General features: G+C 44.2%; 7 protein-coding genes. 2 read left to right on the top strand and 5 right to left on the bottom strand.

Going from position 1 to position 17,941, the window contains the following annotated elements; genetic code table 11:
• Positions 1–17 precede the first annotated feature (17 nt).
• Entirely contained in the window at positions 18–1,745 is a 1,728-nt protein-coding gene (locus AB5916_RS01630; RefSeq protein WP_368188989.1) for an alpha-glucosidase, read from the bottom strand.
• Between the two features lie 339 nt (positions 1,746–2,084).
• On the opposite strand from AB5916_RS01630, the gene AB5916_RS01625 reads away from it, so the two are divergent.
• Positions 2,085–2,681, top strand: coding sequence for an AAA family ATPase (locus tag AB5916_RS01625; RefSeq protein WP_368188988.1), 597 nt, complete (start codon positions 2,085–2,087; stop codon positions 2,679–2,681).
• A 193-nt stretch (positions 2,682–2,874) separates the two neighbouring features.
• Here the strand turns inward: AB5916_RS01625 and AB5916_RS01620 are convergent, their stop codons facing one another.
• From AB5916_RS01620 to AB5916_RS01610, 3 genes are all read right to left on the bottom strand, one after another.
• On the bottom strand, positions 2,875–4,035 hold the full coding sequence (locus AB5916_RS01620) for a DUF362 domain-containing protein (protein WP_368188987.1): 1,161 nt from the start codon (positions 4,033–4,035) through the stop codon (positions 2,875–2,877).
• A 32-nt stretch (positions 4,036–4,067) separates the two neighbouring features.
• A complete protein-coding gene (locus AB5916_RS01615) occupies positions 4,068–5,423 on the bottom strand; it encodes a sodium-dependent transporter (RefSeq protein ID WP_368188986.1) in 1,356 nt (451 codons plus the stop codon).
• A gap of 211 nt (positions 5,424–5,634) precedes the next feature.
• Positions 5,635–14,067 carry an Ig-like domain-containing protein gene (locus AB5916_RS01610; RefSeq protein WP_368188985.1) on the bottom strand — a complete coding sequence of 2,811 codons (8,433 nt, stop codon included), beginning with the start codon at positions 14,065–14,067 and terminating at the stop codon, positions 5,635–5,637.
• 470 nt (positions 14,068–14,537) lie between these two features.
• Here AB5916_RS01610 and AB5916_RS01605 point away from each other — a divergent pair, with 470 nt between their 5' ends.
• Positions 14,538–16,343: a helix-turn-helix domain-containing protein gene (locus tag AB5916_RS01605; RefSeq protein ID WP_368188984.1), complete on the top strand. Its 1,806-nt coding sequence runs from the start codon at positions 14,538–14,540 to the stop codon at positions 16,341–16,343.
• Here AB5916_RS01605 and AB5916_RS01600 read toward each other — a convergent pair.
• Complete coding sequence (locus AB5916_RS01600) at positions 16,264–17,928, bottom strand: alpha-glucosidase (RefSeq protein WP_368188983.1); 1,665 nt, start codon at positions 17,926–17,928, stop codon at positions 16,264–16,266. The two genes, AB5916_RS01605 and AB5916_RS01600, sit on opposite strands and share 80 nt — an antisense overlap.
• Positions 17,929–17,941: the final 13 nt, after the last annotated feature.

The following is a 17,941-nucleotide window of genomic DNA, read 5'->3' as shown; positions in this document are numbered from 1 at the left end:
AAAAAAATACCCTTCCCTTAGTCTTCAAGCTCCAGGAGCACATACTGGAAGCCTGATAATTCAATTTCCATACCTCTTGTATCTTTGCGGAATGTCCCCTGCTCACCGTTATCCCTTGGACATCCCCAATTCACACTTTCTTTATTGTTCAGCACCACTTTTTTTGCAGGTGCAGGCAGCTGTACCTTTCTTGGATCCTTCTGAAAGTTAGCCAGAACCAGAAGTGTTTTCTCTCCTTTTCGGAAATAAGCGATCAGATTCTTTTCTTCCTCCAGATAAGGGATCAGCTGGCTGTAAACAATGGTTTCTTTATATTCTTCACTTTTACGAAGCCTGGTAAGCTTTTTGTAAAAGGCAAGCACTGAATCCTCATCATTTACCTGTGCCTGTACATTGATCTGTTTGTAATTAGGATTTACCTTAAGCCATGGCTTTCCTGTGGTAAAACCGGCATTTGCACCATCATTCCACTGTACCGGTGTACGTGCATTATCCCTGGAAAATGCACTGGCAACCGAAAGTGCTTCTTCATCACTAAGTCCTGCCTCCCTGGCAACCTTATATTCATCCAGGGTACTGATATCATCGATCTCATCAATAGTATGGAAATCCAGATTTTCCATGCCAATCTCCTGCCCCTGATAAATGAACGGAAGACCACGGAGCATGAAATAAACGCCTGCCAGAAGCTTTTTAGCGTCTACGCATCGATCCTGGGGCTGAATATAATAACATACTCCTCTTGGCTCATCATGGTTCTCAATAATATTTGACACCATGCCCATGTCGCCGATCTTTTTCTGTGTTTCAAAAATACAATGCTTATATTCATCCGGTGTAAGGTATCTTTGGGAAGCATACCATCCGTTAAGACTTTTCCCGAAAATATGGCTGTTAAAGTCAAACATGGAAGAGAAATATCCCTCATCCCCGATAAAATCCTTCAATTCATCATCCTTTACATTGAAAACTTCCCCAACCGTAAAGGCATTATAGGGGCGGAACGCTTTATTGGCCATCTCTCCTAAGAATTCACCGATCCCATGGGCATCTGCCAGCATATTCCCCATATTGGACAGACCATCCTCACGGTCAGCGGGATAATCCTGGAATGGAAGCTTTTTCTTAATGTTGATAATAGCATCAATACGGAAACCGCCCAATCCCTTCTCCATCCACCACCGGATATTTTTGTAAACCTCTTCCCTGACCTCCGGGTTCTCCCAGTTCAGATCCGGCTGTTTCTTATGGAATACATGAAGATACTGCTTGTCCGGGTGACCTGGCAAAGGCTCCCACACCGGGCCTCCGAAATAGCTTCTCCAGTTGCAGGGCAGCTTCTCCCCTTCCTTTCTGTCAGTAATATAAAAGAAATTTCCATATTTTCCATCTGGATCCTGGATTGCCTTTTGGAACCACTCATGCTCATCTGAACAATGGTTTACTACCAGATCCATCAGAATATACATCTGGCGTTTCTTTGCCTCATGAATCAGATGCTCCATATCTTTCATAGTGCCAAATCTTGGATCAATGCTGTAATAATCCGAAATATCATATCCCTGGTCTGCAAGAGGTGATTTATAGATAGGGGAAAGCCATAAAATATCTACACCCAGATCCCTGAGATAATCCAGCTTTTCTATGATACCAGGTATATCCCCGATGCCATCTCCGTTAGAATCATAAAAGCTTTTGGGATAAATCTGATACGCTACTTTATCATGCCACCACTGTTTCTTCATAACCAAGTCCTCCTTATAAACACACTGAAAAGAGGATGTTGTATAAGCCTGTTTCCTGACAGCCGGCTCATACCACAGCCTCTTTATTATTTGTAACTGTTAGCAGCTCTGCAGCAGTTGTCTGCAGGGCAGTTATCTACCATATCTGATATTAACCTGAATATCCTAATGCGTCAATAGATTTTTTCCTAACTATGTCAGTTTTAGCAAGACTTTTTCGTCATATCGCTATATATTTTCAATTATTATATTATTATTTATAGATTTTTCACAATTATTGTGCTATAATACTTTCAAATCTATAAAATATTCTGTAATTTCCGGAAGGAGGAATGATTCATGAGCAAGCAGATCATTACAATCAATCGTATGTTTGGCAGCAATGGGCGGGTGATCGGCAAGGCAATTGCTGATGCGCTTGGATTAAAATTCTATGATAAGGAACTGATCGAGATTGCCAGCCGGGAAAAGGGCGTTCCTTTCGATGAGTTTGCCAAGGCAGACGAGAAAAAGGCAAGCCAGTGGCGCTATTCCGTAGAATACGATATCCAGATCGACAGAGAATATCATTTTACTCCTATCAATGATGTACTTTTTGATGCCCAGAAGGAGATCATCCTGAATCTGGCAGACAAAGAAGACTGCGTGATCGTTGGCCGCTGTGCCAATTATATCCTGAAGGACAAAGCACTCAGTCTCTTCATCTATGCTCCTTTTGAAGACCGTCTGAAGACTGTAATGGAGCGTACAGGCAGAGAGGAAAAAAGCGCCCGGAAAATGATCAAGAAGATCGACAAGGATCGCAGGGCTTATTATGAGTACTTTACAGATGAATATTGGATGGATCTGCTTCATTACGATCTGTGCATCAACAGCAGCCGTTTCACTACCCAGCAGATCATCTCCATGGTAAAACAAAGCCTTTCAGACAGATAAGCTTACAGCATAAGCCATAAGTGGCACATAGAACAGGGGCAGCTGCATTTTCATATACAGCTGCCCCCTTATTTCTATTTCTGGTGTTCCATCATATTCAAGAATGCCTCTGCATTCTTGTTGCGAGGTGCGCGTCATGCAATTGCATGACATACTTCTCCAGCGCACCTCTGCAATCCTGCCGGAGGCTATATCAGCTGGGGGATTGACTCCCACCACTGATACCAGCTTGTTTCTCACCACCTATAGAGGTGGGAGTCATCTCCCAGCTGATGTACTCTTTCAGGAACTCATAAATCTGCCCTTCTGTAGGCGGACACCCATCCAGATGGTGGGTAAACCCTCTGGTACAGTGGCCGATTCCCAGTTCTCCACTCTTTTCCCTGTATCCCTGACCAATACAGATCTTTGTTTTTAGTCGGTCAAACAATCCTTCTTCCCTAAGCCTGTCAAGGGCAGGGATCAGATATCCATAACAGGCACTACAGGATTCTACTTCTTCGACTGCATCTTTCAGTTCCACAACTTTTCTTGATCTGGGAATTTCCTTAGCTGCTTCCTTATCCAGCATTCGGATCTCTGCCTTTATAATGTCACTGCATCCCACGCCTAGCTTTCCGGCCATTTCCACATAAGGCACCTCCCAAACCTGATAATGCAGCATCTGGCACACATATGCATCTATCAGCACCGGATCCCTTCCGGCAAGAACCCGGTTCATAACCACTGGATGTCCTCCATCTTCAAAGTCAAGATCCCCACATATATTATCCACAACAATAAAATCCTGATGAATGCCAAGGCTTAAATGGGCAATGGGATCATGCAGACCCATTGCGTGAAATCTGCGTTTCTCAGAGTTTGGGATCAATCCTTTCATATTTTTCAAGGCACAGGTGATCTTTGTCTGGCAATGTCCTTTTAACACCGGCACATTGATCAGGAAATCAAGATCCAGTACCTTCTGACACACATTTAAAGTCATACCGCCACACTCTACAGCAACGCCCTTGTCTTTTTGCATATCCCAGAAAGGAACCTGATACTTTTGGGAAAGTGCCTCAAAACCACACACCTGATAAGCCTCCTGTGTACGGTCGCCCACCCATGAGCCTTCCAGCATAACGATCTTATGAAAATCATATTTCTGAAGATACTCAATGATTCCGGCAACTACCTCCGGATGGGTAGTACCACCCCAGGATGCTTCTACAGGAGATACAAGATTAGGCTTGATCCCGATCAGTTTCTCCCTGTCCTCAATCTGACCGGCAAGATCACTGTCCTCCAGAAGAAGCTTCGTCATTTCTTTATAATCTGTACCGCATCTGATAAAAATCTGATTTTTATTCATCTGCAATCCTCCTGAAATCTTCTGTTTTTGTATCATACCAGCCCAAGAATAATAATGATCAGGATCAGCACAGGAAGTACAAACTGAAGATATGGCTTCAGTATCCTGGGAAGCTTCAGCCCCTCTCCTGCATTACATTCCTTGTAATAGTTATCAAATCCCCATCCGAATCTGGTCACGCAGAACAAAAGATAGATCAGTGATCCAATAGGGAGAAGCAGATTGCTTACAAGGAAGTCTTCGCTGTCCAGTACATCCCTGCCGCCGATCAGATGCAGATCACTCCAGATATTGTACCCCAGTACACAGGGAATGCTGGCAATCAGCACGATCACTCCATTGATCAGTACGGCTTTCTTTCTGTCCACTTTGTACATATCCAGGCTAAAGGAAATAAGATTCTCAAAAACCGCCATAACCGTTGAAAAGCTTGCAAATGTCATAAACAGGAAGAATAAAGATCCCCAGATCCTTTCTCCTGCCATATTTACAAAAATATTGGGAAGAGTAACAAAGATCAGGGATGGTCCGGCATCCGGCTGTACACCGAAAGAAAAACAAGCCGGAAAAATGATCAGTCCGGACATAAGTGCCACAAAAGTATCCAGTGCTCCGATCCGAACAGCTTCTCCGGTAAGCGTATGCTTCCTGTCCATATAGCTTCCAAAAATCTCCATAGCTGCGATGCCAAGGCTTAAGGTAAAAAAGGCCTGGTTCATAGCTGCCGCGATCACATTCCAGATACCAACCTTAGCAACCTGTGCCGCATCCGGTATCAGATAGAATTTGATACCTTCTCCTGCTCCGGGAAGCAGCATGCAATGCACTGCCAGGATCACGATCAGAAGCAGAAGCGCAGACATCATATATTTACTGATTTTCTCCACGCCTTTCTGTAATCCCTGACTGCATACCAGAAAGCCCAGTACAACCGTCACTGCCATCCATAGCCCCATCTCTTTTGGTGAAGACAGCAGGCTCTGAAATACATTTCCTACACTTTCTTTATCCATACCGGAAGTAAATTTACCTGTAGCAAATTTAAAAAAATAACTAAGCATCCACCCTGAAACTGTTGTGTAATACATCATCAGCACATAGCATCCGATCATACAGAACCATCCATGAATATGCCATTTATTACCAGGCTTCTCCAGTGCCTTATAAGCCAGCACTGCACTTTTCCTGCTTGCGCGCCCTACTGCCAGTTCCATGGTAAGCACCGGCACTCCCATCATCAGCAGGAAAACCAGGTAGAGAAGCACAAAAATGCCTCCTCCGTTCTGTCCTGCCACATAAGGAAAGCGCCACACATTACCAATACCTATGGCGCATCCTGCACTTACAAGTAAAAAACCCAGTCGTGATTGAAAATTTTCTCGCTTCATAAAAACTATTTCTCCTATCGTTCATGTCCAGTCAATTTTAACACACCAGACATAACAGGGCAACCATAGTTTCATTTAGCAGAAATTTGTATGCACCACCATTTCATTTAGCGAAAGTTTGTCCAAGACGCAGAAAAAGCACCGCCCGGTAGGCGATGCTCTTCCTGTTTTATGGAAGTATCTGATTATATCTTACTTGCAATACCATATCTTACTTACGATATGCTTTTGTGTAAGTATTTGTGGTATTTACATAGGATTTTATTCCTGCTCCAAGAAGCTTCAGAGCCTTAACCGGAACGTATCCTGTCACACCATTTGTAAATACTACCTGATAATAGCCATTGATCTTCGCACTGTTAAGAACCACTTTGGCCTTGCACTGGATCACACCGATCCTCTTGCCCTTGCCGGTAGCGTCTGCATAAACGCCGGTTCTCTTTGTTGTTCTGGCAACACGGTATACTGTTATCTGTGGTGTACTGCTGAACTTCTTAGTTGCAGTGCCGGTTCCAAGGTATGTTGTCTTTGTTGCAACACCATACTTAAATCCTGCATCCGGTCTTACGCAACTCTTCAGTACATATCCGCTGCCAACACTACCTGTACCATAACGTACTCTGTAGTAATTGCCTGTCTCACCTGTGATCAGTACTCTTGTAGCTACAGGAGCAACTGTGTTAGCACCTGTACCAACGCCTGTATAGATCCATGTAGTGGTGGAAATCTGACCATTGGACTTCACTGCTGTACGTTTTGTCAGTGCACCGCTGGTAATTTTTACATAAGCTGCACGAACATATCCATATCCGCCGTTAAACTTGATCTTATACCACTCATCTACAGTATCCACGATAGTAACAGCTGTACCTCTGCCAAGCTGTCCGATCTGAATACCCTGAAGGCTGGCAGAATTTCTTACAAACAGGGCACTTGCAGTTGTTACACCATATTTTACAGTGTATACTTTCTTGCCAGGTTTTACTCGCAGATAGCATTTTGCAACATGTCCGTTTGCTGTAATAGCTGTGATCATGGTTGTACCGGCTTTCAGACAGGTAACAACACCAAATTCGTCAACAGTAGCAACCTGAGGTCTGGAACTGGACCAGAAGATGGTACTTCCAACTCCCTTAGCCGGAATTGCGGTAGCCGTCATCTTGAACATGTTTCCAACCTTCTTGGTCAGCTTCTTAGCACAGATGGTAACGCCTGTTACCTTCTGTCTTACATTTACCTTAACCTTATCTGTGATAACACCATGGTGAGTATCATTTGCTGTAATAGTGATCCAGCAGCTTCCTGCACCCTTCATCACGATCTTGTTGGTATAGGTATCATAGTAAGCAACATCTGCATTATTGGTAGACCATGTCACACCAGTCTCTGTTGTATAGTCCGGAGTGAATGTGTAACCAATATCATGTTTCTCTCCTGCAAATCCAGAGATCACTTTCTCACTAAGCTTAACGCCGGTAGGTGCTGCAATAACCTTTACAAGCATCTGTGCTCTCAGCTTATTGTAGGAGTATGCAGAAATCCATGTAGTTCCAAGCTTGTTTGCATGGATCTTACCGTAGCTGTCAACAGATACGATAGAAGAATCATCGGATGTCCATGTAATGCTTGTATCAGATGGTGTAGTAGCACCGTCATTGAAGATCGGTGACAGATAATCATCCTCATCAAGATAGATGGTCATTGCATCTTTCTCGAATTTCAGGGAATTAACATCTGTCTTGATGTACAGCAGTGCTTTCGCTTCCTTTTTAGTAATACCATCTGCAAATGTCATGGTTGCTGTGATATTTGCAAGACCGGCTTTTGCTGTCTTGGATACCATGGCAACGCCTGTAGAATCGATCACAACATCCGGATTGTCACTGCTCCAGGTAAGTTCACCTGCGTATGCTTCTTCCGGTGTAAGTGTAGTTGTGTACTGCACATTCTCGCCTGGATATACTTCGCTTCTTGTAGGTGTGATATCCAGCTGGATGTCATCCTTAGCACCTACAATGATCTTGATCATGCCTACTGCCGGTGTGCCATTACCATCTGTGCCATAGGTGCCATTCATGCATTTCGCATAAATATAAGTGGTACCCTTGCCAACGGTAGTAACCTTACCATTCTGGTCAACAGTTGCAATAGCTTCATTCTCAGAACTCCATGTGAGAGCCTTATCATAAGCTTCTGCAGGTGTGATCACTGCTTTCAGCTGGATGGTCTCGCCACGTTTCTTAGCATAAATATCATCATTTGTATCTGTATCTACCCGTCTCACTTCTACAGATTTAACAGGTGTCTTCACAAATACCTTTGCTCTTGCAGATGCAGTCTGATTATCGCCATCTGCATCCGTCCAGGTAATGGTAGCTGTGATATAGGTTGTGCCGCCCTTCTTAGCTACGATTCTGCCGTCTGTACTTACAGTAGCGATAGTATCATCATCAGATGTATACTCCACCTTTGTATATTTTGCATTGGCAGGATTTGGTGTAGCCTTGATAAATGCGATCTCATTTACCCAAAGCTCATAGTTCTCCTGAGATAAGGTTACGCCCTCAACCTTTGCGTCTACGATCACAAGGATCTTTGCACGCAGGCCATTGCTTGCCTTTGCATATACATAAGTACGGCCAACGCCTGTTGCAGTAACAACACCTGTATCATCTACTGTTGCAACAGAAGCGTTTCCTGTGCTCCAGGTAAGACTGGTATCATAAGGTGTTGTCAGATCCTCATTCCACTGGATCAGGGATGACAGATCGTCTGTATCACCAACGAACAGATTTATCTTGTCCTTAGTAAATGCAACCTTTGTTACTTCCTGCTGTGCGGTCACAACCAGCTGTGCGGTTGCTCTCTCACTGTTTACCTCAGCAGTTGCTGTGATCACAAATCTGCCTGCTGCAAGAGGAACAAAGCTGATCTTCTTACCATTTACAGAAAGTGTATAATCTCTGCCTGCTGCTGCCGTATTACCATCCAGTGTTACTTTATAATCTACTGCTGCATCTTCCGGATCTACAGTAACATTTGCCTGAACAACTTCACCTGTAGGTACAGATACGGAATCTTTATCAAAGCTGATAGCTGGAGATGCATAAACTGTTACCTTAAATGCAAGCTCTGAACCATTTGGAGCTTTTGCGATCACATAGGTAATGCCAGGTGCTACTGCTGTCACACTGTCACCAGTGATCTTTGCAATAGACTCATCTGCACAGCTCCATGTAACCTTGCCTGCAGTTGCTTCAACCGTCGTCGGAAGCTTCTTGGACATCTTCTTCGGAACACCAACCTGAAGTATTGCTTCCCAGTCTGCTTCATATCCCGGTTTGAATCCGCCTGCAGATACAGCTACGATAAATACTACCTTGGATCCATCTGGAGCTGTAACTGTTACAGTAGTATTGCCAACTGCCTGTGCACGAACAACGCCGTGGGAAATGGTAGCAATATTCTCATCAGCAGATACCCAGTCAAAGGTTGCAGGATCTGCGCCCATAACTGTATCTTCTACTAATTTTGCAAGATCCTTATGACTTTCATCATCAGATCCGTCAAGAATCAGATTTACAATGTTGCTCTCGCCTGCCTTCAACTGCACGCTGGAGATATCTTCTGCATCTACAGTGATTGTAAATACAGCCATACTTCCATCCGGTGCTGTTGCTGTTACTACTGCCACACCTGCGGATTGGGCAACTGCAACGCCGCTGTATACCTTTACAACAGACTCATCAGAGCAGGTCCATGTAAGCTGGCTTAACAGAGAATTTGTACCAACAGCCGGAGCACTGCCGCCGCCCAAGCCTGGTGTTGTAAGACCTCCAATCAGATCAACTGTCAGTTCTTTTGTCAGGTCATGAGTCTCATCCTGACCCATCTTAAGGGAAATCTCATCCTGCCCAGTAAGCTTAACTGTCACAACAGGCTCAGCCAGAACCTTAACAGAAACACCAACGCTGCTTCCATCCGGTGCTGTAGCAACAGCTACGGTATGGCCAGCCTTCAGTCCTTCTACTTTGTTGCCTGCGATTCTTGCTATATCTGTGTCAAGAACCTTCCATGTAACAACACCGCCGTCAGACTTGATCTCCGGAAGAGCTGCTGTCTCTTTATCTGCAACATTCAGCTGAAGAACAATCTGTTTCAGATTATCCGGTGTCAGTGTTGTCTGATCAAAGCTGCCAGCTGAAACACTTACGATAAAGGATACGCTTGATCCATCCGGTGCTGTAACTGTTACCATTGCAAGCCCTGGATTCACAGCCTTTACAGTACCATTAGCAGCAACTGCAACATCTGTATTATCACTGCTCCATGTAAATCCTTTAACATCTGCGGTTGGAACGGTAGTTGACTCCACCAGTTCAGAAAGGTCTTTGCTTGCATTAACTGCACTGTCAAGTGTAAGGTTAATTACATTTGTACCTGGTGCTTTCAAAGCTACATTTGCAAGAGCCTTTGGATTCACTTTAACAGTAAAGGTTACATAATAGCCATCAACTGTGGTTGCTGTAATTACAGCAGTACCTGGTTTTAAGCCTGTAACAACACCACCGTCAACCTTTGCAACAGAATCATCATTACTGCTCCAGGTCACGCTTGTGATATCTGCCGGTGCTCCACCCTTAGTCAGTTCAATATAATCTACCAGGCTGGTAGGATATGCTTCCCCTTCAGTTACTTCGATTGATTTCTCAGCTGTAGCTGTATAATCAATCTTAACAGGATCCGGTGTTGTGGAATCTGTGATATGGAAGGTAAAGGTGATCACCTGTCCTTTATACTCAGCTTTCACATTGGTGGTTCCTGTACCGTTAAAGGTAACAACACCATCTGGTCCAACGGATGCGATCTCATCTGCGGATGCAGTATAAGTTACATCTGTATCAAGCTGATCTGTTGTATTCAGAAGCTTCAGGTATGCCTTCAGATCCAGGCTTGTCTGCTCTGCTCTGTCAATATCAAACTCTGTCTGAGACACTTCCATCTTAGGCTCTGCAAGAACAGTCACCTTAAATGTTACATAGTAACCATCCTTGGTAGATGCGATCACAGTAGTTTCGCCTGCTTTCACACCTCTCACCATACCATTGGATACGGAAGCAATTGATTCATCCAGGGATGTCCATGTGATGTCTCGGGTGTCACCGCCATTGGTCAGTTCCACTCTGTCACGAAGATTTTCATCGAATACTTTTCCCTCTGCAACCTCTACAGTGGACTCAGCATTTGCTTTAAAGTTGATCTCAACTGGTAACGGAGCTGTGGTATCTTTAATAATGAAGGTAAAGGTAACAGTCTGTCCGTTAAGGTCTGCCTTAACTTCAGCTAATCCTGTCTTCTTAAAAGTAACCTTGCCTCCTGTAACTTCAGCGATCTCATCTGTAGATGTGGTATAAAGCACATCATTCAGTGTATACTCATCTGTTGTTCCCGGCTTTGTCTCCGGATTTGTAATATTCAGATAAGTATTCAGATCTACTGTCTTATTATCTTTCAAATCTACTGCAAAGGCGGTCTGTGTAGCATTCAGCTTCATAGCGTTCTTTACAGTCACTGTGAAGGTTACATAATAACCATCTACCGTTGTTGCAGTGATCACTGCTGTACCGGCTTTCACACCTGTAACAACACCGTTATCAACTTTTGCAACAGAATCATCATTGCTGCTCCAGGTCACATTTGTAAGATCTGTAAAAGCACTGCCCTGTTTTACTTCAATGAAATCACGCAGGTTCTTCTCATAAGCCTGTCCTTCTTTCACTTCAATATTCTGCAGAGCATTTGGTGCATAGTTGATGGTGATCGGATCCGGTGTAGCGGAATTCGTTACATTGAACGTAATGATCACATATGCATCCGTATTCTTGATCTGAGCACGTACATAAGTGGTACCTGTAGCGCCCATAAAGGATACATGTCCTTCAACACCTACTTTAATAATGTTCTCGTTGAAGTCTGAATATACGACATCATCCATCTTTGCATTCTTCACTGTAAGAAGAGGGGCAATGACATAATCCTCAGGATCCAGATTCTTGTCATTCAGATCTACGTCAAAGGTAGATATCTCTGCGGAAATCTGTGCCGGTGCAACTGTAACAGTGTAAGTAGTATAATTGCCATTCGGCAGAGTGGCTGTAATAACAGCTGTACCCTGACTTACTGCAACGATCACACCATCTTTAACTGTAGCAACTGCTTCATTATCAGAAGTCCACACAACGCCTGCACTGCCATGTTCAAGCTTTGTACCATCAAAATCCATCACAGTCAGTGTCTTATCTGCATTAAAAGCATCCCCGATTTCGGAAAGCTGAACATTCTGTCCACCGCTGATGCTTGCACCAGCTTCCTGAACTGCTGAAGTAACATGGAAGATGATGATATCACTTGTTGCTGCGTTTGCATTCTCTACAGCACTTACCGTATAATATCCAACTTTTTTGAATTCAACTGTACCTGCTGTCGGATCAACAGCTGCATTTGTGCTGTCAGAGGACTGAAGATCCACATCTGTCCAATCCAGATTGGAAAGTGTGAAGTTTGCCTTCAGATTGTAAGTAACAGTCTTGCCGCTGGCAAGTGTAATATTTACTTCTTTCTGCTTTGCAGTAATTGCAGGTTTAGCTGCTGCTTCCTTAGTAACATGGAGTGTAACGGTTACAGACTGGCTTCCGCCCTTTGTAGTAACAGTAGCCTTTACTGTATACTCGCCTGCTGCCTTTATCTCCACTGTACCATCAGGATTAACCTTTGCATTTGTTGCATCAGAAGACTGAAGATTTACATCTGTTGTCCAGTCTGCATTCGTAATAGACAGAATAGATTTCAGATTATAATCACGTCTGTCTTCTTCTGCTCCAAGGTGAATATCTACATCCGTCTGGTTTGCTGTAATGGTTGGTGCCGGAACGCCCTTCTTCGTAATATGGAAGTTAATGGTAACGCTGCTGGATTCAATATAAGCCCGTACGGTGTATTCGCCGGCCTTCTTGAATGTAGCTGTTCCGTTCAGTTCAACCTTCGCATTTGTCTCATCAGAAGACTCATACTTTACATTTGCAAATAGTCCATTCTCAACGGAAAGAATAGACTTCAGATTGTAGCTTACTTCAGCAACATCTGCAGAATCCAGTTCCAGAGAAACATCTGTCTGGTTGGCTTTGATAATCGGTGCCGGGACACCCTTCTTTGTAATATGGAAGTTGATAGTAACGCTGCTGGATCCAATATAAGCCCGTACTTTGTACTCGCCTGCTTTCTTGAATGTAGCAGTTCCATCAGGTGTAACGTCAGCATTTGACGCATCAGAAGACTCATATGTTACCCATGAGATATCTCCATTCTCAACAGAAAGAATAGACTTCAAATTGTATTTCGCTGTTGCGCCATCAATTGCATCCAGTTCCAGAGAAACATCTGTCTGAGATGCACTCAGTTCAGTCTTTGCAGGCTCAATGTCCTTAACAGTAATCACAAGATTCAGTACCTTCTGGTAATTCTTGCCTGTCTCCTGATCGAAATGTTTGGCGCTTACTGTAATAGTAGCTGTACCAGCCTTTATACAGGTGTATGAACCATCTGGATTCACCTTAACCACAGAATCATCAGATGTACTGTAGGTAACCTTTGCGCCCACTGGCTGGTTGCCAAGATACGCAGTACCAGCAGCACTGCCGCTCTCACCTACAGTGTGTGTTCTCTGCAGCTCGCTGATCTCATATGTAAAATCCTCTGCTGCGGAAGTCTTCTTGGTTACCTCAAAAACAACCTGCATGTCCTTCGTTGCTGCAGTGCCATCACTGTTTTTCCCTGTTGCGGTAACAGTAGCAACATACTTGCCAGCTTTCTTAAATGTGAGCACCCCTGAATTATCCACAGCTGCTGCGTCTGCTGCAGCTGCGTTTCCTGTAGCTGCATCCTTCAGCGTATAAGCTGTAGCGTTAGCATTCTCTACTGTCACATTATTCTTAAGGTCATAAACAGCAATAGCATCTGCCTTTGCATCCAGTTCTACGGATACAGTCGGCTGCTTCACTGTCACGGTCAGCTGCGGTTCTGCATCCTTTGTAACAGTAATGTTCAGTGTCTTAACTGTCCGATAAGTCTTTGGTGAATAGCTGGAAGCAGGATCAGTGTACTCCACAGTCGCTGTTATAGCAGCTATCCCCTCTGCCTTGCACTCGTAGAATCCTGTAGACTTATCTACTGCGACCACTGCCGAGTTGGATGAAGCATAGGAAATCGCTGTGGGAACAACTACACTGCTGTTCAACATAGCTGTACCGGAAACACTTCCTGTATCTCCAACCTTCAGTGTTTTCTCTGTCTCGCTGAGTGTGTAGTTAAAATTCGGATCCGCACTCTGCACATCTACTGATGCTTCCTCGGAAACAACATCCGCTGTCACCTCACTGCCGGATGTAAAGTCTGCTGTCTCAACAGCATCGTCCACTGCATCCGCGTCAAGTGGTGTGATATCCGCTTCGCTTGTCTTTCCGTCTGAGAACTCTTCTGCTTCTGCTCCATAAACAGTAAGCACATCCATAGGAAGAGAACCTGGAACCATTGCTGTAGACAAAAGGCAGGCCAACGCCCGAGCAGGTATTTTCTTCTTATTTGCCATATCGTTCCTCCTTTTATAAAAATAACCATTTTGACCCTGATGTTATCTAATGAATGTGTGAATACATCTGGGCCTATGATCTTCATCCTAAGTAAATCTTCACAAACCTTCCATAACTGTGCCCGAATCACAGGGCCTGATTCAATACTTTGTCCAAAGATCATAATTGGTCTTTGTATATTATACCATATAATTCCAATCTTTTGGCAAGTCATTCACGTAGAAAAACATGTTTTTCGCGTATTTTTATGGCCCGTATGCGAATTATTTTTCATTAATCACAACTATTATCTACCAGGACGCTCAGTACGTAAGTTTGACTGACCTGCTGATTTTATATATAATGATTCCAGTATCAAAAGGTCTGATCCCACCTGTGCTTGCACAAGGGAGGGGAAATGACTTTGGGACACGCCCCGATATAAGCATAAAAGAGGGATGTGTTGATTTCTATAGGGAGGTCCATAAATATGCCAGCTTCATTTAAAGAAATTCTGAACCAGTACATAGATGCACTGGGCTGTACAGCCAGCCAGCTTTCCCGTTATTCCGGCATCTCCGGTGCTACCATCAGCCGTTACCGTTCCGGTGAGCGCACCCCTTCCCCGGATTCACAGCATTTTGAACTTCTATGCCAGGCAATTTCTCAGCTTGCTGTCGAAAACGGTCAGAGCGATCTTACATTTCAAAAAATTGCAGATTCTTTTTCCACTGCTGCAGATATGAATCCTCAGTTGGAGAACCGGTTTTCCCGTAATTTTCACGCCCTTTTATCAAGTCTTTCTATCAGCGTATCTGATCTGGCCCGTACACTGAATTATGACTCATCTTATATTTCCAGAATCAGAAATGGCCAGCGGACGCCTTCCGATCCCCGGCTTTTTGCTGAAGGAACCGCCCATTTTGTAGTAAAACGATATCCGGAAGCCTCCCACCGTACTATGGTTGCCCGCCTTACCGGCTGCGATCCTCAGAAGCTTATGGATGATACTGCATATTTTGAAACTCTTTCCCAGTGGCTGATACAGGGTGAAAATAAAGAGAAAGACGATCTTTCAGGTTTTCTCCGAAAGCTGGATGAATTTGACCTGAACGAGTACATCCGTGTGATTCATTTTGATAAAATGAAAGTACCCTCTGTACCTTTCCAGTTTCCCATTTCAAAATCCTATTACGGTCTGTCTGAAATGATGGACAGCGAACTGGCTTTTCTGAAAACCACAGTTCTTTCCAAATCCATGGAAGCTGTGACCATGTACAGCGACATGCCTATGGAAGAAATGGCAAAAGATCCGGATTTCCCGAAAAAATGGATGTTTGGCATGGCCATGATGTTAAAGAAAGGACTGCATCTAAATCAGATCCACTGTCTGAACCGATCCTTTACAGATATGATGCTGGGACTTGAAAGCTGGATCCCCATGTATATGACCGGCCAGATCTCCCCCTACTATCTGAAAACTCCTGCCAACCTTACCTTTTCCCATTTATTGAAGGTATCCGGCAGTGCGGCTCTTTCCGGCGAAGCCATTACAGGTTTTCACGAAAATGGCCGGTATTATCTTACCAATAATAAAGAAGAAGTTGCTTATTATAAAAAAAGAGCAGAGCACCTGTTATCCAAGGCTCTGCCCCTGATGGAGATCTACGGAAAAGATTCCCGTTCTCTTTATCATGCGTTTTTACATTCGGATATTGCTTCTGGCGGCAGCCGGTATGGGATCCTGTCCTCACTGCCTCTTTACACAGCAAATGAAGCCCTGCTTTGCCAGATCATGGATCACAATCAGGTTACCTCCAAAGAGCGGACGCAAATCCTGTCCCATGCCAGAGAACAGCTGGAAATGGCACTGCAGATCCTTTCCAGAGATACCATCACAGAGGAGATGCCCCTTCTTACCGAAGAAGAATTCCACAGATCTCCCATGCGGCTTTCTCTGTCAGGTATTTTCTGCGAAAAAGATATTTTCTACAGCTGGGATGACTACCAGAAGCATCTGCTGCTCTTAGAAGGATTCCAGGAATGCCATCCCAATTATACCTGCCGCCTGACCACAGAAACTGCTTTTTCCAATATCCAGATCCAGATCCACAAAGGCAGCTGGGTTATGGTTTCCAAAAACAAAGCTCCTGCCATGCACTTTTTGATCCGTCATCCGAAAATGCTGCATGCATTTGAAAATATGGTCATTCCGATCAGCGATACAGCACAAACGCCTGATACGGCTTCAGCTGCACCTGCTGCTGATCATACTGACCCGGAAGATTGGAAATAAGGCATTTGCCATTTACAAATTCTTCCGGCAGCTGAATGCTTTGTTCTTTGCCTGAAAAATTGCATACAACCAGAAGCTTCTCCTTCTCCAGTTCCCTGGTATATACGAAAAGATCCGGATCATCAGGGAGAAGCAGCTGGTATTTTCCATATACGATCACCGGATACTCTTTCCGGAGCTGGATCAGTTTTTTGTAATAATAGAACACAGACTGGGGATCCTGAAGCTCTGCTTTGGCATTGATCTCTTTGTAATTAGGATTTACAGGCATCCAGGGTGTCCCGGTGGTAAAGCCTGCACTTTGGCTGTCGTCCCATTGTACCGGAGTACGGGCATTATCCCTGCTTATAAAGGTAAGGCATGGCCAGAATATCTCATGGCTTAAGCTTCCGCTTTCACACCATTCCCTGTATGCATTAATGCTTTCAATATCATGAAAATCTGCCGGGGTCTTGAAAGGATAATTGGTCATTCCCAGTTCCTCTCCCTGGTATATATACGGCGTTCCCTGCATCATATGAAGGCAGGTAGCCAGCATCTTCGCAGACACTTCTCTGTACTCCTTACTGTCATTGCCATAGCGTGATACTACCCTTGGCTGATCATGATTATCCCAGAAAAGACTGTTCCATGCTTTTCCATAAAGCTGGGTCTGCCATTTTGACAGGATCTGTTTCAGCTCTGTTAATGGCTTGGGTTCATCCGTCCACTTCCCGTATTTGCCTCCGTCCACATGTTCAAACTGAAATACCATATTCAGCTCATGCTCATCTTTGCCAGCATACTTCCTGGCTTCCTCAACAGTAACTCCTGCTGTTTCCCCAACTGTCATAATATCATATCTGGAAAGCACCTTTTCATTCATTTCTTTCAGATATTTATGCACATTTGGGCCATGGATGCAATATTTCCCAAAGTCTCCATACTTACCGCCGTGGGTTTCTCCATCCGGCATCTCCTTTGTCTTGGAAATCATACTGATCACATCCATGCGAAAACCATCGATGCCCTTTTCACACCACCAGTTCATCATATCAAAAACTTCTTTTCGCACCTGGGGATTGTCCCAGTTCAGATCTGGCTGCTTCTTTGAAAAAAGGTGCAGGTAGTACATCTGCCGCTCTTCATCATACTGCCATGCAGAACCCCCGAAAACGGAACCCCAGTTGTTAGGTGGAAGGTTTCCCTCTTTTGCAGGTCTCCAGATATAATAATCATGATAAGGATTGTCTTCTTTCTTACGGCTTTCCACAAACCATTTATGTTCATCAGAGGTATGGTTCACCACCAGATCCATCAGGATCCGGATCCCACGCTTGTGAGCCTCCGTGAGCATTTCATCAAAATCCTCCATCGTTCCAAACTCTGTCATGATCGCCTGGTAATCACTGATGTCATATCCATTATCATCATTTGGGGATTGATAAACCGGTGATAACCAGATCACGCTGATCCCAAGCTGTTGCAGGTAATCCAATCTGGATGTAATCCCTTTGATATCTCCGATCCCATCTCCATTGCTGTCCATAAAGCTTCTGGGATAAATCTGATAAACAACCGCTTCTTTCCACCATGCTTTTTCCATTTATATTCTTTTC

The organism is Blautia sp. 1033sp1_1033st1_G9_1033SCRN_220408 (genome assembly GCF_040929965.1).
Taxonomy (GTDB): Bacteria; Bacillota; Clostridia; order Lachnospirales; family Lachnospiraceae; genus Blautia_A; species Blautia_A ammoniilytica.
Note: the sequence above shows the minus strand (reverse complement) of the source record. Positions and strands in the feature narration are given on the sequence as shown.